We start from the raw sequence: 18752 nt of genomic DNA on the forward strand, positions 1-18752 counted from the left end.
AGATCAGAGGGCGGGCGTGGCGGAGGCGGCCGGGGCGACCGAGGCGACCGGCAGGGGCGCGTCGGTCTTGGCGTCGGCCTTCACCGTGGTGGGCTTTGGCGTGACCTTCTGGCCGGGGCGGGCGCGCTGCACGCCGTCGACGATCACCTTGTCGTTCGGGGCCAGACCGCCGCGCACGACGCGCAGGCCGCCCGAGCTGAGCGGGCCCAGCTTCAGCGGCTTGGCCGCGACCGTGCCGTCCGGACCGACCACCAGGGCCACCTTGCGCGGGCCGTCGGTGACGACCGCCGCGTCGGGGATCAGCATGGCCTGGTAGGCGCCCGAGCCCTGCAGCTTGGCGTGGCCGAACATGCCCGGCTTGATGAAGCCGCCGGGGTTGTTCACGACCGCGCGCAGCCGCACCGTGCCGGAGCTGGCGTCCAGCGCGTTGTCGGAGAAGTCGAGCTGGCCGCTCCAGCGGTAGTCGCCTTCGTCCTGCAGACGGATGCGCACGGGCGCGGCCTGGGCGGCGCGGCTCTGGCGCTGATACTTCAGCAGCAGGGCTTCGGACGCCTCGAAGGTGAAGTGGATCGGCTCGGTCGAGACCACGGTGGTCAGCGGCTCGCCGGTGGTGGCGACCAGGTTGCCGGCGTCGACGCGGCGATCGGACACGCGGCCGGACACCGGGGCCACCACGCGGGTGAATTCGACGTCGAGCGCGCGCGACTGCACGGCGGCCTGGGCGGCGGCGAGGCCGGCTTCGCTCTGGGCGACGGCGGCCTGCTTCTGGTCGACCTCCTGCTGCGACACCGCCTTGGCGTCGAGCAGGCGGCGGGCGCGCTCAAGTTCGGCGCGGGCGAGCGTCAGGCCGGCGCGGGCGCGGGCCTCCTCGGCCTTGGCGGCGGCGAGCTGGGCCTGGAAGGGCCGGGCGTCCAGGCTGAACAGCAGCTGGCCCTTCTTCACGAACTGGCCGTCGCGGAAGTGGATCTGCTGCAGATAGCCCGACACGCGCGGGCGCACCTCGACGCGCTGCACCGCTTCGAAGCGGCCGACATAGTCGTCCCAGTCCACCACGTCCTGCATGAGGGGAGCGGCCACGGAGACCGGCGGGGCCATGCCGCCGGCCGGCGGTCCGTCCGCCTTCTTGGCGCCGCAAGCGGAAAGGGCCGTGGCGGCGAGCAGCGCGCAGGCGAGCGTGGGGAGCCGTCGCATCAGCGAAGTCCTGTATTTTCAAAGGGAAGCTCGCCCGACGCGGCGCCGATGGGGACCCGGGGGAGGGGGGCGGCGGGGCGTGGGCGAGCTAAGTCAACGGTTGGTGACGTATCAATTGCCGAGTCGCGCCACGTTTGTCAACCGGTGTTGACAATGGTAAACCGGACGACGTGAAACCGCTTTGTCCGCCTGCGCGTGCGCGCAACTCCACCGAGACCCGCGCCTTGATCCTGGCGGCCGCGCGCCGACTGTTCGCGCGCGACAGCTACGAGCAGGTCGGCATGCGCGACGTGGGCGCGGCGGCCGGCGTCGATCCGGCCCTGATCGTCCGCTACTTCGGCGGCAAGGAGGGGCTGTTCGCCGCAGTCTTGGCCGCCTCGCACGACCCGAAGGAGCTGTTCGTCGGCGACCGGGCCGACATCGGCGAGCGGGTGGCGCGCGCCGTCGCCCTCGACTAGAAGGGGCCGGAAGGCCTGGAGGCGCTGCTGATCTGCCTGCACTCGGCCTCGTCGCCGAAGGCGTCGGACATGCTTCGCGAGTCGGTCGAGCAGCGCTTCGTCGCGCCCCTGACCGAATGGCTGGGCGGCCCCGAGCACCAGACGCAGGCGCGGCTGATCTTCGCCTACGTCATGGGGGTGGCGGTGACGCGCGCCATGATGACCACCGCCGCGCCGTGCACGCCCGAGCAGACGCAGGCTTTCTGCGACCGCTTCGCCCGCGACATTCAGGCGCTGGTCGAGCGTCCGCTGGAAGAATAGGGCGTCAGATCAACCGAGCCCGGAGGGCTCGAAGGAACGGATCAGCCGACGGCGGCTCGGCGGCCGCGGCCGGTCTCTTCGACTTCCGCTTCGGCTTCCGCCTCGCCCGCCAGGGCCAGGTTCATGGCCGCGCGCAGGCGCTCCGGCTTGATCGGCTTTTCGACCACGCAGGCCATGCCGATCGAGGTGTAGTGCTTGGCGTCGTCCGGATCGGCGTTGGCGGTCAGCGCAATGATCGGCACTTCGCTTTCCGGGCCGGTCAGGGCGCGGATGGTCTTGGTCGCCTGGACGCCGTCCATGCGCGGCATCTTGATGTCCATCAGCACCAGGTCGAAGCGGCGGCTCTTCACCGCTTCCACGGCCTCCAGGCCGTCCTCGGCGCACTCGGAGGTGCAGCCGAACATTTCGCACAGCGCCTGGGCGACCACGCGGTTGGTGGCGTTGTCGTCGACGATCAGGATGTGCGGCTGGGCCTGCAGCTGCAGCTCTTCGAGCTGGGCCACGTTGCTTTCGCCGGCGCGCTCCAGCCGCGCCAGCGGCGCGCGGGCTTCGAAGGCGAAGGTCGAGCCGCGGCCCGGGTTGGAGTCGGCCCAGATGCGGCCGCCCATGGTCTCGGCGATCTGGCGGCAGATGGCCAGGCCCAGGCCCGAGCCGCCGTACTGCTGGCCCGGCGCGTGGACGAAGGGCTCGAAGATGGTCGCCAGCTTGTCCTTGGGAATGCCCGGGCCGTTGTCGCGGACGCTGCCCTCCAGACGCACGTCGGCGCCGTCGGCCACCGCGCGCAGGCTGGCCTCGACCACGCCGTTGCGGGCGAACTTCAGGGCGTTGCCGATCAGGTTGTTGAACACCTGCTTCAGGCGCGCGGAATCGAAGCTGGCGGCCAGGTCCGGGTCGCCGTCGAAGCTGACCAGCAGCGAGACGTTGTCCTGGGCCGCGCGCGGCGCCCACAGGGCCTGCACGTCGTCCATCAGCTCGCGCACGAAGGTCGGCTGCGGCGAGAAGGCGAGCTCGCCGGCCTCGGCGCGCGACAGGTCCAGCGCGTCCGACAGGATGCGCAGCAGGGTCTCCGAGGAGTCCACGATGGTCTGCACGTAGGCCTGGGCGTCGCGGCCCAGCGGCTGGCGCTGCAGCAGTTCGGCGACGGCCAGCACGCCGTTCATGGGCGTGCGGATCTCGTGGCTCATCACCGCCAGGAACTGGCTTTTCGCCCGGGCCGAGGCCTGGGCCAGGGTCTGCGCCTCGCCTAGCGAGCGGACCACTTCGGATAGTTCGTCGGCGCGCGCGCGGCTGGCGGCGCTGGTCGCCTGCAGCAGCGACAGCACGGTGCCGACGCCCAGGTAACGGCCCTGGTCGGTGACGATGAAGCCGCGCATCAGGGTCGAGGCGCGCTCGGTCAGCATGGCGTCGCAGAAGGTGGAGATGGCGGTCGACGCCTCCACCACCACGGGTTCGACGTCCATCAGGGCGGTGATGGCCCGCTTGCCGAACAGCTCGCGGCCGAACTGGGCCGACATGCGCACGAGGAAGGCGTTGCGTTCGACCAGGCCGACCGGGCGGTCGCCTTCGACGACGGGGATGACCAGGGTGTCGGGTTCACGCTCGAAACGAGCGTAGACGTCCGCGCCGAGCGTCTCGGGCGAAATCGGCGTCGCCCGCTCCGTCAAGGTGTCGATCGTCGGCATCTACTACGCCCGCCGTTCCCCAATTACCCGACGATCTAACGGCTACACTTTTGCAGAGTGGTTAAGTCGGCGGCCCGGACTGGTGGATTTCCCACGGAAATTCGTCTGATTTTCGACGGAAAGGATGAACGGGCGTAAATATTCGTGTGGTGGTTGTAATCTTCGCCGTTCAGGAGGCGTCCTCGCCCGGCCCGACCGCCTCGTCGAGGATCCAGTCCACGAAGCCGGCGTGCGAGCGCGCGCGGTCGACCGGCAGGGCCAGCACGCAGGGCGTTTCATAGGGGTGACGCTCGACCAGGCGCGCCTTCAGCGCCTCGGCCGCCGCGGCGCTGGTCTTCAGCAGCATGGGCGTCTCGACCGAGCGCTCGATCGCGCCCTGCCAGCGATAGACCGAGCGTATGGCCCCCAGCACGTTGGCGCACGCGGCCAGCCGGTCGGCCACGACTTCGGCCGCGAAGGCCTCGGCCGTTTCGGCGTCGGGCCAGGTGGTGTAGAGGAGGACGACGTCCGACATATCCGTTTCCGCTCCGGTCCGTCCCTATATGTACGGCGGACCCGCGACTGCCCATGACCTTGAACGCATCTGAATTCGATCCCGCCGCCGCGGCGCTCGTCCTGTTTTCCGGCGGCCAGGACTCCACCGTCTGTCTGGCCTGGGCGCTGAAGCGCTATGGCCGGGTCGAGACGGTCGGCTTCGACTACGGCCAGCGCCATTCGGTGGAGCTTCAGGCCCGCGACACCGTGCGCGCCCACATCCTCCAGGTGATGCCGGAGGCGGCCGAGCGGCTCGGCCCCGACCACCGCGTCGACATCCGCGGCTTCGGCGAGGTGGCGGAGTCCGCGCTGACCCGCGAGCGCGCCATCGAGATGGACGAACGCGGCCTGCCCTCGACCTTCGTGCCGGGGCGCAACCTGGTGTTCCTGACCTACGCCGCGGCGCTCGCCGACCGGCGGGGGATCGACGTGCTGGTCGGCGGCATGTGCGAGACCGACTTCTCCGGCTATCCGGACTGCCGGCGAGACACGATGGACGCCATGGAGCAGTCGCTGCGGCTGGGCATGGCCCGGCCGTTCCGCATCGAGACCCCGCTGATGTGGCTGACCAAGGCGCAGACCTGGGCCCTGACCGAGGCGCTCGGCGGCCGTGCCCTGGTCGATCTCGTGCTGGAAGACACCCACACCTGCTATCTCGGCGAGCGCGGCGAGCGGCGGGCCTGGGGCTATGGCTGCGGCGTCTGCCCGGCGTGCGATCTGCGCGCCAAGGGCCATGCCGAATGGGCGGCGGTGAGCGCGTGACCTACACCGTCAAGGAGATGTTCCTGACCGTCCAGGGCGAGGGCGGCCAGGCCGGCCGGCCGGCGGTGTTCCTGCGTTTCGCGGGCTGCAACCTGTGGAGCGGGCGCGAGCAGGACCGGGCGACCGCGGTCTGCACCTTCTGCGACACGGATTTCGTCGGCACGGACGGCGAGGGCGGCGGCAAGTTCGCGACGGCCGAGGCCGCGGCCGACGCGGTCGCCGCCAAGTGGCTGGGGCCGGACGGCGAGCCGAAGCTGGTGGTCTGCACCGGCGGCGAGCCCTTGCTGCAACTGGATGCGCCGCTGATCGACGCCCTGCACGCCAAGGGCTTCGAGATCGCGGTGGAGTCCAACGGCACGCTGAAGGCGCCGGCGGGCATCGACTGGATCTGCGTCAGTCCCAAGGCCGACGCGGCCCTGGCCCAGACCTCGGGCCAGGAGCTGAAGCTGGTTTTCCCGCAGAAGGGCGTCGATCCGGCCCGCTTCGAGGGGCTGGATTTTGAGCGCTTCTACCTGCAGCCGATGGACGGCCCGGACCGCGACGCGAACACGCACGCGGCCGTCGCCTATTGCCTCGCACACCCGCGGTGGCGTTTAAGCGTGCAGACCCACAAATACATCGGAGTTCCGTGAGCGCCGGCGCGCACGCGGGCCCTCAGACTTGAAGTTATGACCGAGCCGCTTTTCGAGATCACCAAGGCCGCCCACTTCGACGCGGCCCACCATTTCCCGAACGGGCCTGAAGAGAGCCCGTACCGGCGGCTGCACGGTCACTCGTTCAAGGTCGAGGCGACGGTGCGCGGCCCGGCCCAGGGCGTGATGGGCTTCGTCGCCGACCTCGGCGAGCTGGACGCCGAGCTGCGCGCGGTGGCCGGCGAGCTGGACCACGGCCTGCTCAACGAGAAGCCGGGGCTGGAGGTGCCGAGCCTTGAGCACCTGTGCCTGTATTTCGCCGAGCGCCTGAAGCCGCGCTTCCCGGGCCTGTGCCGGGTGGTGCTGTCGCGCCCGACCATCGGCGAGAGCTGCGCGCTCAACCTCTGAGCTTAGATCCTCCCCCTCTGGGGGAGGGGGACCACGCGAAGCGTGGTGGAGGGGGCTCGTCTGGGCGCGACGGAAGCCGCGCGCTCCGCTGGAGCCCCCCACGGCGGCTGACGCCGCCTGCTCCCCCCAGCGCTCCGCTCGGGGGGAGATCTACGACGCTCAGTCGTCGCCCTTTTTCTTCTTGTCCTTCTTGTCCTTGTCAGATCCCGGCGTGACCACGTCGATGCCGGTCTCGACGACCGCGCCGGTCACCTTGACGCCGGTGACCACGACGTCGCCGGCGACCTTGACGGCCGTGCCGACCAGGCAGCCCTGCAGGCTCAGGCCTCCGCCGATCAGGGCGGCGGCGAGCAGGAGGCGGGCGAGGGGACGGTTCATATGGCGGGCCTCCGGCGCGAGAGCAGACCAGAGACTACCTGCCGAACGTTAAGGTTCGAAGGCGGCCGATCCGCGCGGCTTAAACCTTGCCGGGAACGAAGCTGGCCCCGCCGGTCTGGGCCCGGTGGCGCAGCCAGGCGTCGGCCAGCACGCAGGCGGTCATCGCCTCCATCACCGGGGCGGCGCGCAGGCCCACGCACGGGTCGTGGCGGCCCTTGGTGACCACCTCCACTTCCGATCCGTCCTCGTCGATCGAGCGGCGCGGGGTGAGGATGGAGGAGGTCGGCTTGAAGGCGGCGCGGGCCACGATCGGCTGGCCGGTGGAGATGCCGCCCAGCACGCCGCCGGCGTTGTTGGACAGGAACAGCGGCCCGGTCGGACCGGCGCGCATCTCGTCGGCGTTGTCTTCGCCCGACAGCTCGGCCGAGCCGAAGCCGGCGCCGATCTCCACGCCCTTGGCGGCGTTGATCGACATCAGGGCCGCGGCCAGTTCGGCGTCCAGCTTGCCGTAGAGCGGCGCGCCCCAGCCGGCCGGCACGCCCTCGGCCACCACCTCGACGACGGCGCCGGCCGAGGAGCCGCGCTTGCGGGTCTCGTCGAGGAAGGCCTCCCAGGCCTCCACCACGCCGGCGTCCGGCGAGAAGAACGGGTTTTGCGACGTCTCGGCCCAGTCCCAGCGGCTGCGGTCGATTCTGTGCGGGCCGACCTGGACGACGGCGGCGCGGATCTGGACCGCCGCGCCCAGCACCTTGCGCGCCACCGCCCCGGCGGCCACGCGGGCGGCCGTCTCGCGGGCGGAGGAGCGCCCGCCGCCGCGCGGATCGCGCACGCCGTACTTGGCGAAATAGGCGTAGTCGGCGTGGCCGGGCCTGAACTGGCGGGAGATGTCGCCGTAGTCCTTGGAGCGCTGGTCGACGTTCTCGATCAGGATCGAGATCGGCGTGCCGGTGGTGAGCCCTTCGTGCACGCCCGAGAGGATGCGCGCGGCGTCCGGCTCACGCCGCTGGGTGACGAAGCGGCTGGTGCCGGGCTTGCGCCGATCCAGCTCGACCTGCAGGTCGGCTTCGGTGAGCGCCAGCCCCGGCGGGCAGCCGTCGACCACGCAGCCCAGCGCCGGGCCGTGGCTCTCGCCCCAGGTGGTGACGCGGAAAAGGTGGCCGAAGGTGTTGTGCGACATGGGACGACCGTTAGCCCACGCGCGCGTCGCTCACAAACACGCCGCCGCGCGAACGTCGGCCCAGGCGCTGGCGAACCGGCGCAGCCGCTCGCGCGCGCCGCTCATCACGCCCGCTTCGGCCGGCTTGAGCTTCAGGAACAGGTGGCCGCGCTCGTGGCCGCCGGAGGCCGGCAGGCCCAGGCCCTTCAGGCGAAGCCGCGCGGGCTCGGCCAGGCCCTTGGGCACCCAGACCGACTGCGGGCCGGCCAGGGTCTCGACCTCGATGCGCCCGCCGTCGCGCAGGGTGCGCGGATCGACCTCGACGCTCAGCCACAGGTCGTCGCCGGTCACCGACCAGCCGTCCTCGGCGGTGATGCGCACCTTCAGGAACAGGTCCTCGCCGCCCTTGGCCTGGCCTTTCAGGCGCACGGGCGCGCCGTTGCGCAGGCCGCCGGGCAGGCGCAGGCCCAGCTTGCGGCCGTTGGGCAGGCGGATGTTGCGGGCGAGGCCCGCATAGGCCTCGCGCGGGGTGATCTCCAGCGCCTCGCAGGCCGGCTCGGCCGCGGACGTGGTGGCGCGCGCGACCGTGGCGCGGGCGTCGTCGAGATGCTGCAGGGTGCGGTAGGCTTCGATGACCTGGCGGAAACGCTCCGGATCGCCGCCCTGGTCGGGGCGCGCGGCCTTGGCCGCCGTGCGGAACGCCGCCGCGGTCGCCTCGCGCGAGGCGCTAGCGGGAAGGCCGAGCAAGGTCCGCGCTTCCTGCGCGGTCATACCGGAGGTCTTCGACATCCCCGCAGGTTTGCGGCAGCGATCGTCAACGCCGCGTTAAGCGTGAATCGCGGGTTGCGACTGTGGGCGGGAAATGTCCGCTTTGGGTGGTGAGCGGATCACAGTGGGAGCGCGAGCAGCCCCCGATGGCGTCACCTCACATCACCGCCATCCAGCCGTGCCGTTCGAGATGAGCGATGAACTCGTCGATACACTCCGGCGAGAGATCGAAAGTCACCCGATACCCGCCCTTCGGATGACCTCCGACGATTTCGACATCTGTTGCACCGGGCGCGACTCCTAAGACCGCGTGCAACTCGATTTGCTCGTCAGTCGGGTGAAGCGTCTGCCCATCCCGTCGCATCAGTCGTTGATATTGGCGCATCGCCACTGAATCTCATGGGCTTGGGATGTCCGCTATGAGGCGAAAGCAGACATTGCTTACCCATTTCGTCATCCCGGCCGCAGCGGAGCGAAGCGCAGCGGAGAGCCGGGACCCAGCCGGCGCCACGCCTGTTGCAGGCCGCTCTTCACAGCGTCGGCGTCGTGCTTGCTGGGGCCCGGATAAGCGCTGCGCGCTTTCCGGGATGACGGACCGGGAGGAGGCCTGAGGCGGATCGCGTGCTTCGCCGGACCTGCAGGACGACGGACAAGCCGCTATATGCTCTCCGCCATGACTCGCTCGACCCTGATCCCGCCCAGCCCGTCGGACGCCGACTACGAGAGCGCTCACGCCGAGCACGCCGACGAGGCGATGTTCGAGCGGCACGAGCCGTTCGGCCTGTTCGGGGCCTGGCTGGAGGACGCCAAGCGCAAGGAGCCGAACGATCCCAACGCCATGGCGGTGGCCACCGCGGACGCCGACGGCCTGCCGGACGTGCGCATGGTGCTGCTGAAGGCGCTCGACGACCGGGGCTTCGTGTTCTTCACCAACACCGAGAGCGCCAAGGGCCGGCAGCTGGCCGCCAATCCGCAGGCGGCGCTGCTGTTCCACTGGAAGTCGCTGCGCCGGCAGGTGCGGGCGAGGGGGCCGGTCGAGCGCGTGACCGAGGCGGAGGCCGACGCCTATTTCGCCACCCGCGCCCGCGACAGCCGCATCGGCGCCTGGGCCTCGGAGCAGTCGCGTCCGATGGAAGGGCGCTTCGCGCTCGAAAAGCGCATCGCCGAGTACGGCCTGAAATACGCGCTGGGCGAGGTGCCGCGGCCGCCGCACTGGTCGGGCTACCGGGTGCTGCCGCTGGAAATGGAGTTCTGGCGCGACCGGCCGTTCCGCCTGCACGACCGCCTGGCCTTCCGGCGCGACAGCGTCGACGCCGCCTGGCTGACCGAGCGGCTGTTCCCCTGAGGCGTCAGCCGCCCGACGCCACCCGAGTGTAGCTGGTCTCCATCGGGTCCGAGCCCGGCATGTCCATCCAGGTGATCAGGCTGGTCTCGTCGCAGCTGTAGGTCTGCGTCGACTGCACCGGCCGGCCGGGGCCGATCGGCGTCGTGCGCGTGCCCCCGGCGGGAAGGGTGACCCGCGCCTGGCCGGCCAGGCTCTGCTCGCGCGGACACAGGTTGAGCCAGCCGTCGGCGGCCGACCAGTAACCGCCAGCCTGCGCCGCCAGGCGCCCCTGGCCTTCAGCCGTGCCGTCCGCGTGCTCCATCAGGATGGTCGCCGACGCGCGGAAGGTCCCGGTGGTGAACGAGCCGTCGTGGTTGAGGGTGAACACGTCGCCGCTGCGCTCGGCCGAGGGGATGGACGCGCCGGCCGGCATGTGGCGGCGCATCCACTCGACCGGCCCGCCGCCGGTCTGCCGCCAGGTCCCGACCAGGCAGGCGTCGACGGTTCGGATGGCGGCGCACTCGGCGCAGGCCGCCTCCTGCCGCGCCTCGATCTCCAGCGTCGCAGGCCTGCCGCCAGTGTTGAAGCCGGCGAAGCGGAAGCGTTCGTGCTCGCCTGAAGGGACCGCGATGCGGCCGGGCAGGTCGGCCCAGTCGCCGCCGGCGGCCGGCCTTGCGGCGTGGGGCACGTCGGGCCGGGTGTCGGTGCTCCAGTCGCCGCAGTCGCAGTCGATCCAGCCGCGCGCCAGCACGAACGGCTCCAGCGGGATCCGCTCGGTCCGGGCCGTGGTCCAGCTCCAGGTCGCGCCGTCCTGGGGCGTCATGGGCAGGGTCCCGCGCGGGCCGGGGATGCGGCGGTCCAGGTAGTCCTGGGCGAAGCGCAGCCAGTCGTCGCCCGGCAGGGCCTCGCGCATGGCGGTGATCTGGGCCCGCTCGTCGATCCGGTCGGCCATGCCGCTGAGGAAGCTCAGCATGCGGTCCTCGCCGCGATCGCCCGCCAGCCAGAAGAAGAACGGCGCGGCGGCGTAGCGCATGCGAAACAGCGGCGTCTCGGGCGAGCTCGCGTCGAAGGTGTCGAGGTGGCGCTGCAGGTAGGCGTCGGCCTCGGGCAGGGCGGCCGAGGCGAACCAGGCGGCCGAGCCCTCGATCCACCAGGCCCCGCCGTCGCCGGCCTCGGTCATGGAGGTCATCTGGCCGGGGCTGAGATTGGCCTTCTGCACGCAGTGGAAGATCTCGTGGGCGACGACGGCGGCGCCGCGCTCGTGGGTGGCGCCGGCGCCCAGCAGGAAGAACACGATCTGGCATTCGTCCGACTTGGGCGGGTCCATGTAGGTGAAGCCGGCGATGCCGCTGAACCGCTCGGCGTCGCGCCGCGGCGCGAAGTCGTCGGCGAACAGGATGGTGACGTCGTGCATGCGGTAGGGACCCATGCGGCCCAGCATGTCGATCGCCGCCTGCACGCCGCGCTGGTAGTCGGCCATCCGGCCCTCGTCGGCGGCCCAGTCGGCGGAGATGTCCTGGATGATGCGGATGCGCGGCGGGCCCTCGCCGGTGGCCGAGGTCGCCGACGGCACGGCGACGTTCAGGCGTTCCACGCAGAGGAAGTCGGCGTCGCGATAGCGCTCGTCGAAGCCGGCCATGTAGTTGCGGTCGGCGCAGTCGCCGAAGGCCGCCTCGGCCCGCCCGGGCAGGACCAGGGCCAGCATCAACCCGCACAGCACGCCGGCCAGGCCGGTCAGCCCCGGACGCGGCCGCCGCAGCCGCCGGATGAGGATCGATCTCCACATGGCGAGCCCCCGCTATCGCCGAGTTGAGAGTGCCGAAGTCCGTCGCGCCGTCAGGCGGCTTCCGCGCCCACGCCGTCGCGCACGCCGTAGCGCGCCAGGAAGGTCTCGACCGCCTCTTCGCAGATGTCTTCCAGCGGCCGCTCGACCGGCGCGTCGTCGCCGGCGACGAGCGGGACCAGGAAGGTCGGGTGCTCGATCATCCCCATCAGCTGCCCGGCCGCCCAGGAGGGCTTGGTCAGGCTGACCCGACCCTCCGCGTGCAGACGACGCAGGATGCCGATCAGCACCCCGCCGAATTCGTCTCTCAGGCGAGTGTGGAAGCGGCGCGCGACGGTCTCGAAGCGCCGCCGCTCGGCCGCGACCAGGCGGAAGATGGCGCGTACGAACGGATCGCTGATGAACCGCGCATAGGCGAGCGCGAAGGCCCGCAGCTGGGTCGCGCCGTCGCCCTGGACGTGGGCGGTCTCGCCGGCGCGGCGCATGAACACCTCGGCGGCCTCCTCGACCACGACGTGGAAGAGGTCGGACTTGCTTGGAAAATAAGCGTAAAGCGTGGCCGTAGACACGCCGGCGTCGCGAGCCACCGCCTCCATGCCGGTGGAGGCGTAACCTTCCGTCATGAAGCGCCGGCGCGCGGCGTCCAGGACGTCCTGGCGCTTGCGCTCGGAGCGGGCGTCCCGCTCGTCTTCGATCGGCATTCCCCAGAACCGCCGCGGCGCTCCCCACGCCGCAGGCGGCCTCCCTATTGCCTGTTAACCATGCTTTTAGATTTCCCCATTCAGGCGTGCAAGGCGACCGTCCACACGCTGGGTTTCAAACCATCGCTGGTGGTGCTGACGGGCCACGCCGTGTAAGTGCGCCGGCGTGAAATTCGTCGAAGATCCCGCCTGGCGCCGCGCCGAGGCCCGCCTGAAGGCGGAGGCCGAACGCGTCATCGAAACCCACTGCGCCGTGGTGTTCCTGGCCGGCCGGCGCGCGCGCAAGCTGAAGAAGCCGGTCGACCTCGGCTATCTGGATTTCTCCACCCTGGAGAAGCGCCGCTGGGCGATCGGCCGCGAGCTGGCCTTCAATCGCGAGACCGCGCCGGAAATCTATCTGGCCACGGACGAGGTGGAGGGCGAGCCGGTGCTGGAGATGCGCCGGTTCGACGAGGACGCGGTGCTGGCGCGCGACCCCGAACGGGTCGACGGCGAACTGGCCGAACAGCTGGGCCGCGCGGTCGCCCGCTTCCACCTGGGCGCGAAGGTCACGCCCGGCGGGGCGAACCTGCGCTACGTGCTGGATTCCAACGCCAATATCGTGCGCGCGCTCGACCTGGGGCATGAGCGGATCGAGCGCTGGGCGGGCGCCACCGAGGCGGCCTACGCCGCCTGCGAGGGCCTGCTGGACGAGCGCCGGCGCGCGGGCCTGGCGCGCCGCTGTCACGGCGACCTGCACCTGGGCAACCTGTTCGTCGAGGACGGGCGGCCGGTGATGTTCGACTGCATCGAGTTCAGCGACGTGCTGAGCGAGATCGACGTGCTGTACGACCTGGCCTTCCTGCTGATGGACCTGAGCTTCCGCGGCCGGGTCGAGGCGGCCAACCGGGTGATGAACGCCTGGCTGGACGAGGCCGCCCGCGGCTTCGGCGACGCCGCCTTCACCGGGCTTCGCGCCCTGCCGCTGTTCCTGTCGGTGCGGGCGGCGGTGCGCTGCCACGTGTCCGCGCAGATGGGCGACCGCGAGTTGGCCGGCCGCTATCTGGACGCGGCGATCGCGCTGCTGGAGACCTCGCCCGCCACGCTGACGGCGGTGGGCGGATTGTCCGGCTCGGGCAAGACCACCTGGGCGCGCCGGGCGGCGCCGGGCCTGGGCGCGGCGCCCGGGGCGGTGGTGCTGCGCTCCGACGAGATCCGCAAGCGGGTGTGGGGCGCAGCCGCCCTCGAGCGCCTACCGCCCGAGGCCTACGCCGCGGGACAGAGCGAGCGCGTCTATGCGCGCCTGATCCACGAGGCGCGGCTGTGCCTGGCGGCCGGGCGCTCGGCCGTGGTCGACGGGGTCTTCCTCAGGCCGTACGAGCGGGCCGCGGCCGAGGCGGCGGCGAGCGAAGCCGGCGCCGACTTCGACGGCGTCTGGCTGGAAGCCCCGGCCGAGGTGATGCATGCCCGCGTCGCCGCCCGGGTCGGCGACGCGTCGGACGCCGACGCCGCCGTGCTGGAGGCCCAGCTCGCCCGCGATCCGGGCGCGATCGGCTGGCGTCGCGAAAGGCTATGATCCGATGCGTTGCTTATCACTGATAAGCTAACTAGCTTGCCTCTGGAGCGCTGCGATTGAGACGGCGCCAGGGAGGTTGCTGATGCTGGGCCTGATGCAGGACTGGCCGTTGACGGTCGACAAGATCCTCGACCACGCCAAGAACTGGCACGGCCAGCGTGAGATCGTGACGCGTACGGTCGAGGGCCCGATCGTGCGGACCACCTACGCCGAGGTCCACGACCGGGCCAAGCGCGTGTCCAACGCGCTGAAGGGCTGGGGCGTGAAGCTGGGCGACCGGGTCGCCACCCTGGCCTGGAACACCCACCGGCACATGGAGTGCTGGTACGGCATCATGGGCATCGGCGCGGTCTGCCACACGCTGAACCCGCGCCTGTTCCCCGAGCAGCTGGCCTACATCATCAATCACGCCGGCGATAAGGTCATCTTCGTCGACCTGACCTTCGTGCCGCTGCTGGAAGCCATCATCGCCAAGTGCCCGACGGTCGAGCGGGTGGTCGTGATGACCGACGACTGGCACATGCCGCAGACCAAGCTGCCGCGCGCCGACTGCTACGAGCGGGTGATCCGCGACCAGTCGAACGAGTGCGAGTGGGGCGGCTTCGACGAGAACACCGCCTGCGGGCTCTGCTACACCTCCGGCACGACCGGCAATCCCAAGGGCGTGCTGTACTCGCACCGCTCGAACTTCATCCACGCCCTGGCCGGCCTGCAGGCCGACGTGCTGGGCGTGTCGGTGAAGGACGCGGTGCTGCCGGTGGTGCCGATGTTCCACGCCAACGCCTGGGGCATCGCCTTCGCCGCGCCGGCGGTCGGCGCCAAGCTGGTCATGCCCGGCGCCAGGATGGACGGCGCCTCGATCTACGAGCTGCTGGACACCGAGCAGGTCACCTATTCGGCCGCCGTGCCGACCGTCTGGCAGATGCTGCTGCAGCACATGCAGGCCGAGGGACTGAAGCTGCCGACGCTGAAGCGCGTCACCATCGGCGGCGCGGCCTGCCCGGCGGCGATCATCGAGAGCTTCTGGAACGACTACGGCGTCGAGGTGGTGCACGCCTGGGGCATGACCGAAACCTCGCCGCTGGGCACGGTCTGCAACCTGACCCCGGAAATCGCGTCCCTGCCGTTCGAGCAGCAGATGCCGATCCGCCTGAAGCAGGGCCGTCCGCCGCTGGGCGTCGAGCTGAAGCTGACCGACGACGCCGGCAAGAAGCTGCCGCACGACGGCAAGACCTTCGGCCACCTGATGGTGCGCGGTCCGTTCATCGCCGGCGCCTACTTCCACGGCGAGGGCGGCCACATCCTCGACAAGGAAGGCTTCTTCGACACCGGCGACGTGGCCAACATCTGCCCCGACGGCTTCATGCAGATCACCGACCGGGCCAAGGACGTGATCAAGTCCGGCGGCGAGTGGATCAGCTCGATCGACATCGAGAACATCGCCGTCGGCCACCCCAAGGCGGCCCTGGCCGCGGTGATCGGCGTGCCGCATCCCAAGTGGGACGAACGCCCGCTGCTGCTGGTCAAGCTGAAGGACGGCGAGAGCGCCACCCGCGACGAATTCCTCGACTTCCTGAAGGGCAAGATCGCCAAGTGGTGGACGCCCGACGACGTGGTGTTCGTCGACGACATCCCGTTGGGCGCCACCGGCAAGATCGATAAGAAGGTTCTGCGGGAGCGGTTCAAGGATCACAGGCTTCCCGAACCGGTGAGGTGAGGCGGTCATGACGCGGATCGAACGACAGTCGAAGGGGCGTAAGGCGGCCGGACTGGTCGTCGGTTTGGCGGTGGTGGTCGGCCTGGTCGCGCCGGTCCTGCTTTTGGTCGCCGCGCTCGGCGCCAAGGCGGGCGCGATCGACTGGAAGTTCGCGCTCGGCGTGATGACCCGCAGCTGGGTCTCGATCGCGGCCATAGTCGGCGTGGCGACCGGGCTGGTGGCCCTGCTGGCGGCTTTCACCGACTTCCGCCGGCTGGGAATCCCGGCCCTGATCGCGCTGCTGCTGCCGGCCGCGGTCCTGGGTGGTTTGTTCCGTTTCAAGCAAACGGCCCAGTCGGTGCCGCCGATCCACGACGTGTCGACCAACTGGGAAGAGCCGCTGGGCTTCAGCAAGAAGTTCATGAAGCTCGAGCGGGTGGGCGCGCCCAACCCGGTCGAGACCGATCCGCGCGCGCCGGAGAAGCCGGGCTCGCCCTGGTCGGGGCGGCGGGTGGCTGAGATCAACGCCGAGACCTGTCCCGGGGCCAAGCCGGTGCCGCGCATGGTCCCGCCCGAGCGCGTGCGTCAGGTGCTGGAGGACAAGGGCCTGGCCGTGTTCGGCTCGGCTCCCTGGATGGTCGAGGCCACGGCCGAGAGCACCTGGTTCGGCTTCAAGGACGACGTGGTGGTGCGCATGGGCCCGACCCGCACCGACGTGCGCTCGATCAGCCGCGTGGGCGTCTCCGACCTGGGCATGAACTGCAAGCGCGTCACCGAGATCGTCGAGGCGCTGTCGAAGTGAAGCACTTCCTTCTCTTTTACGAGGCCGGGCCGGACTATCTGGCCCGGCGCCCGGCCTATCGCGACGCGCATCTGGAGAAGGCCTGGGCCGCCTCCGAACGCGGCGAGCTGGTGCTGGGCGGGGCGCTGGCCGACCCGGTCGACGGCGCGGTCCTGTTGTTCAGGGCCGAAACGCGCGAGGTGGTCGAGGCCTTCGCAAAAGCCGATCCGTACGTCGTCGAGGGCCTGGTGACGGGCTGGCGCGTTCGCGAATGGACGACGGTGGCCGGCGAAGCCGCGGCCAGCCCGGTTCACCCCGCCAGCCGGTAGAGGCTGTCCGGCCCCGGCTCGCCGTCGGCCGCGACCTCGCCGGTGCGGACCAGGCCGATCAGGTGGGCCAGCACCGAGTGCGCCGCCGCCGGCCACAGCCGCCGGTCCACCTCGGCGTAGATCACCGGCACCATCTCGCCGATCGTCCGGTCGCCGGCGGCCAGCCGCGCCAGGATCTGCGCCTCGCGCGCCTTGCGGTGGGCGAGGTAGGCGTCGAGGAAGGGCGCGACCTCGGTCACCGGCGGCCCGTGGGTGGGCCACAGGGTCGAGAAGCCGCGCGCCCGCACCCGCTCCAGGCTGGCGTAGTAGGCGGCCATGTCGCCGTCGGGCGGGCTGATCACCGTCGTCGACCAGCCCATCACGTGGTCGCCCGGGAACAGGGCGTTCTCCTCCTCCAGCGCGAAGGCCATGTGGTTGGAGGCGTGTCCCGGCGTGGGAACGGCCTCGATGGTCCAGTCTGGGCCGGAGAACCGCTCGCCCCCCGTCAGCACCACGTCGGGCCGGAAGGTCTCGTCGTCGCCTTCCTCGAGCGTCGGGGCTTCGGCGTGGGCGGCCTCGCCCGGCGGCTGGGCGGCGTAGATCCGTGCGCCGGTCGCCCGCGCGAACGGGCGGGCGAGGGGAGAGTGGTCGAGGTGGGTGTGGGTGACGAAGACGTGGGTCACCCGTTCGCCTTCGACCGCCTTCAGCAGGGCGGCGAGATGCGAATCGAGCGCCGGGCCGGGGTCGATCACCGCCACCTCGCCGTGGCCGACGATGTAGGTGCCGGTGCCGGTGAAGGTGAACGGGCCGGGGTTCTCGGCCACCACCCGCCGGATGCGCGGCGAGACCTGGTCGACCCGGCCGTAGGCGAAGTCGAACTGGCGCACATAGGGGATCACGCCGGCCGCTCCGCCGCGGCGCCGGGCTTGCATTTACGACTCGTAAACCAAGCTGCGGAGGCTCCCATGGCGATCACGGCCGCCCTTTTCGTGTCGAATCGGCTCCAGAAGGCCGCCGCGGCCTTCCTGTGTCTCATGGCGGCGCATCTCGTGCTGGCGTCCTGCACGCCCGAGCCGGCCGTCGGATACGGCGCGGTGCGCGTGGCCGTCACACGCTGACGCTTCAGAGCCACGGCTCCAGATCGTAGCCGGCGGCCGCCCCAAGGCCGAGTAACTCGTCGCGGGTGCGCTCGCCGGTCAGGGCCTGTCCCAGGCTCCAGGCCGCGATCGACCGCGTGCCCGAGCGGCAATAGGCCAGCACCGGCCCCTGCGTCGCCGACACCGCCTCGGTCGTCGCCTGCGCCTGCTCGGCGGTGGGCCGGCCGCGAACGGGAATGGCCACGTAGGCCAGGCCGGCCGCGCGCGCGGCCTCGGCGATCGATTCGCCCTCCGGCTGGCCCGGCTCCTCGCCCTCGGGGCGATGATTGACGATCAGGGTGAAGCCGCGCTCGGCGGCGGCGCGCACGTCGTCCGGCCGGATCTGCGGGGACACCCAGAATCCGTCGGTGACCTTGCGGAACTCGGTCATGTGGTCGTCCTCACGCATCTGCGCGCGCCGGGACCGGCGCGCGACGAGTTCCTGCGGCTACTGCTCGCGGCGCGCCCGAATCGCGCGCTGGCCGTCGACCTTCAGGAAGAAGCTGCCGAGCGAGGCCTTGCGAATCTCCATCTTCGAGCCCTGCTTCGGGGCTTCGTTGACACGCTCGCCGTCGATCTGGCGCCACACCTGGCCGTCGGTGGCGGTCAGCACCCAATGGCCTTCGCGATCGCGCGAGGCGCGCGCCACAGTCAGCGTGACCTCGTCGATCTCCTCGCTCTTGCCGCCGTCGGCGCTGGCGCGGTCGAAAATCCTGAAGGCCCCGCCCAGCTCCAGGCCGAAGGCCTGGCGCTTGGCCTCGCGGATCTGGCCGCGGTCCATGACCACCAGGTCGCCCTTCTTCTCGGCGGCGTCCATGGCGGCGGTGGCCGCGTCGAAGCAGGCGAGTCGCGCGGCGTCTTCGGCGAGGCCTCGGCAGGCGGAGAGCTTCTGCAGCACGTCGGCGCGAGCCGGCGCCGGCGCTTCGGCCCGGGCCGCCCCGGCCAGCAGGGCGGCGCTCGCCGCCAGGGCCATGATCTTGGTGTTCGCGCGCATGATTCCGCCGCCTTCCCCGAAACTCGCCCCCATTGAAGAGAAAGGCGTGCGCCTGTGCAACCGGGCCACGCCCCGCGCCTGGGCGGAGAGCCGTGGTTTCGGAAATGGGGCGAACCTGTGGCCACGATGAGACAGGTCTGCGACGAACAGATTACACGCGAGTAATTTGGCGTTGACCGGAACGTAGCCTGCCATACCGTGGCCA

General features: G+C 71.0%; 23 protein-coding genes. 11 read left to right on the top strand and 12 right to left on the bottom strand.

The window, feature by feature from the left end; translation table 11 throughout:
* Positions 1-3: 3 nt before the first annotated feature.
* On the bottom strand, positions 4-1191 hold the full coding sequence (locus G3573_RS01600) for an efflux RND transporter periplasmic adaptor subunit (RefSeq protein ID WP_163259100.1): 1188 nt from the start codon (positions 1189-1191) through the stop codon (positions 4-6).
* A gap of 224 nt (positions 1192-1415) precedes the next feature.
* On the opposite strand from G3573_RS01600, the gene G3573_RS01605 reads away from it, so the two are divergent.
* Positions 1416-1649 carry a helix-turn-helix domain-containing protein gene (locus tag G3573_RS01605; RefSeq protein WP_163259101.1) on the top strand — a complete coding sequence of 78 codons (234 nt, stop codon included), beginning with the start codon at positions 1416-1418 and terminating at the stop codon, positions 1647-1649.
* 15 nt (positions 1650-1664) lie between these two features.
* Entirely contained in the window at positions 1665-1949 is a 285-nt protein-coding gene (locus G3573_RS01610) for a hypothetical protein (RefSeq protein ID WP_163259133.1), read from the top strand.
* Positions 1950-1990: 41 nt separating this feature from the next.
* Here the strand turns inward: G3573_RS01610 and G3573_RS01615 are convergent, their stop codons facing one another.
* Both G3573_RS01615 and cutA read right to left on the bottom strand, forming a co-directional pair.
* Positions 1991-3631 carry an ATP-binding protein gene (locus G3573_RS01615; protein WP_163259102.1) on the bottom strand — a complete coding sequence of 547 codons (1641 nt, stop codon included), beginning with the start codon at positions 3629-3631 and terminating at the stop codon, positions 1991-1993.
* Positions 3632-3800: 169 nt separating this feature from the next.
* Complete coding sequence (gene cutA, locus G3573_RS01620) at positions 3801-4145, bottom strand: divalent-cation tolerance protein CutA (protein ID WP_163259103.1); 345 nt, start codon at positions 4143-4145, stop codon at positions 3801-3803.
* A gap of 53 nt (positions 4146-4198) precedes the next feature.
* On the opposite strand from cutA, the gene queC reads away from it, so the two are divergent.
* From queC to G3573_RS01635, 3 genes are read left to right on the top strand one after another with little or no spacing between them, the layout of a single operon-like run.
* Entirely contained in the window at positions 4199-4927 is a 729-nt protein-coding gene (gene queC, locus G3573_RS01625) for a 7-cyano-7-deazaguanine synthase QueC (RefSeq protein ID WP_163259104.1), read from the top strand.
* Complete coding sequence (gene queE / locus G3573_RS01630) at positions 4924-5559, top strand: 7-carboxy-7-deazaguanine synthase (protein ID WP_163259105.1); 636 nt, start codon at positions 4924-4926, stop codon at positions 5557-5559. The genes queC and queE overlap by 4 nt, the downstream gene beginning before the upstream one ends.
* A 36-nt stretch (positions 5560-5595) precedes the next feature.
* Positions 5596-5967 carry a 6-carboxytetrahydropterin synthase gene (locus G3573_RS01635; RefSeq protein ID WP_163259106.1) on the top strand — a complete coding sequence of 124 codons (372 nt, stop codon included), beginning with the start codon at positions 5596-5598 and terminating at the stop codon, positions 5965-5967.
* A 159-nt stretch (positions 5968-6126) separates the two neighbouring features.
* Here G3573_RS01635 and G3573_RS01640 read toward each other — a convergent pair whose 3' ends face one another.
* From G3573_RS01640 to G3573_RS01655, 4 genes are all read right to left on the bottom strand, one after another.
* On the bottom strand, positions 6127-6345 hold the full coding sequence (locus tag G3573_RS01640) for a hypothetical protein (protein WP_163259107.1): 219 nt from the start codon (positions 6343-6345) through the stop codon (positions 6127-6129).
* A 79-nt stretch (positions 6346-6424) separates the two neighbouring features.
* On the bottom strand, positions 6425-7522 hold the full coding sequence (gene aroC / locus G3573_RS01645) for a chorismate synthase (RefSeq protein WP_163259108.1): 1098 nt from the start codon (positions 7520-7522) through the stop codon (positions 6425-6427).
* Between the two features lie 30 nt (positions 7523-7552).
* On the bottom strand, positions 7553-8272 hold the full coding sequence (locus G3573_RS01650; RefSeq protein WP_163259109.1) for a DnaJ C-terminal domain-containing protein: 720 nt from the start codon (positions 8270-8272) through the stop codon (positions 7553-7555).
* A 154-nt stretch (positions 8273-8426) separates the two neighbouring features.
* Positions 8427-8660, bottom strand: coding sequence for a hypothetical protein (locus tag G3573_RS01655; RefSeq protein ID WP_163259110.1), 234 nt, complete (start codon positions 8658-8660; stop codon positions 8427-8429).
* A gap of 282 nt (positions 8661-8942) precedes the next feature.
* Here G3573_RS01655 and pdxH point away from each other — a divergent pair, with 282 nt between their 5' ends.
* The gene (gene pdxH, locus G3573_RS01660) at positions 8943-9614 is read left to right on the top strand and encodes a pyridoxamine 5'-phosphate oxidase (protein WP_163259111.1); all 672 of its coding nucleotides are present in this window, start codon (positions 8943-8945) and stop codon (positions 9612-9614) included.
* A 4-nt stretch (positions 9615-9618) separates the two neighbouring features.
* Here pdxH and G3573_RS01665 read toward each other — a convergent pair whose 3' ends face one another.
* Together G3573_RS01665 and G3573_RS01670 are read right to left on the bottom strand one after the other, a co-directional pair.
* Complete coding sequence (locus G3573_RS01665) at positions 9619-11379, bottom strand: hypothetical protein (protein ID WP_163259112.1); 1761 nt, start codon at positions 11377-11379, stop codon at positions 9619-9621.
* A 50-nt stretch (positions 11380-11429) separates the two neighbouring features.
* Complete coding sequence (locus G3573_RS01670; protein WP_163259113.1) at positions 11430-12077, bottom strand: TetR/AcrR family transcriptional regulator; 648 nt, start codon at positions 12075-12077, stop codon at positions 11430-11432.
* Positions 12078-12243: 166 nt separating this feature from the next.
* Between G3573_RS01670 and G3573_RS01675 the strand changes: the two genes are divergently transcribed.
* The 4 genes from G3573_RS01675 to G3573_RS01690 all read left to right on the top strand — a co-directional run bounded on the left by G3573_RS01675 (position 12244) and on the right by G3573_RS01690 (position 16438).
* Positions 12244-13632, top strand: a complete 1389-nt coding sequence (locus G3573_RS01675) for a bifunctional aminoglycoside phosphotransferase/ATP-binding protein (RefSeq protein ID WP_163259114.1) — start codon at positions 12244-12246, stop codon at positions 13630-13632.
* Positions 13633-13714: 82 nt separating this feature from the next.
* Positions 13715-15349 (top strand): long-chain-fatty-acid--CoA ligase, encoded by a 1635-nt coding sequence (locus G3573_RS01680; RefSeq protein WP_163259115.1) that lies wholly within the window; start codon positions 13715-13717, stop codon positions 15347-15349.
* A 7-nt stretch (positions 15350-15356) separates the two neighbouring features.
* Entirely contained in the window at positions 15357-16130 is a 774-nt protein-coding gene (locus G3573_RS01685; protein ID WP_163259116.1) for a DUF1499 domain-containing protein, read from the top strand.
* On the top strand, positions 16127-16438 hold the full coding sequence (locus tag G3573_RS01690) for a YciI-like protein (RefSeq protein ID WP_163259117.1): 312 nt from the start codon (positions 16127-16129) through the stop codon (positions 16436-16438). The genes G3573_RS01685 and G3573_RS01690 overlap by 4 nt, the downstream gene beginning before the upstream one ends.
* Here the strand turns inward: G3573_RS01690 and G3573_RS01695 are convergent.
* Entirely contained in the window at positions 16420-17316 is an 897-nt protein-coding gene (locus G3573_RS01695; protein ID WP_163259134.1) for an MBL fold metallo-hydrolase, read from the bottom strand. The two genes, G3573_RS01690 and G3573_RS01695, sit on opposite strands and share 19 nt — an antisense overlap.
* Before the next feature lie 66 nt (positions 17317-17382).
* Between G3573_RS01695 and G3573_RS01700 the strand changes: the two genes are divergently transcribed.
* On the top strand, positions 17383-17535 hold the full coding sequence (locus G3573_RS01700; protein ID WP_163259118.1) for a hypothetical protein: 153 nt from the start codon (positions 17383-17385) through the stop codon (positions 17533-17535).
* A 4-nt stretch (positions 17536-17539) separates the two neighbouring features.
* Here G3573_RS01700 and G3573_RS01705 read toward each other — a convergent pair whose 3' ends face one another.
* Together G3573_RS01705 and G3573_RS01710 are read right to left on the bottom strand one after the other, a co-directional pair.
* Positions 17540-17962 (bottom strand): TIGR01244 family sulfur transferase, encoded by a 423-nt coding sequence (locus G3573_RS01705; RefSeq protein ID WP_346427323.1) that lies wholly within the window; start codon positions 17960-17962, stop codon positions 17540-17542.
* A 39-nt stretch (positions 17963-18001) separates the two neighbouring features.
* Entirely contained in the window at positions 18002-18547 is a 546-nt protein-coding gene (locus tag G3573_RS01710; RefSeq protein ID WP_163259119.1) for a hypothetical protein, read from the bottom strand.
* Positions 18548-18752: the final 205 nt, after the last annotated feature.

It is taken from the genome of Caulobacter sp. 17J65-9, assembly GCF_010975005.1.
In the GTDB taxonomy this organism is placed as follows: Bacteria; Pseudomonadota; Alphaproteobacteria; order Caulobacterales; family Caulobacteraceae; genus 17J80-11.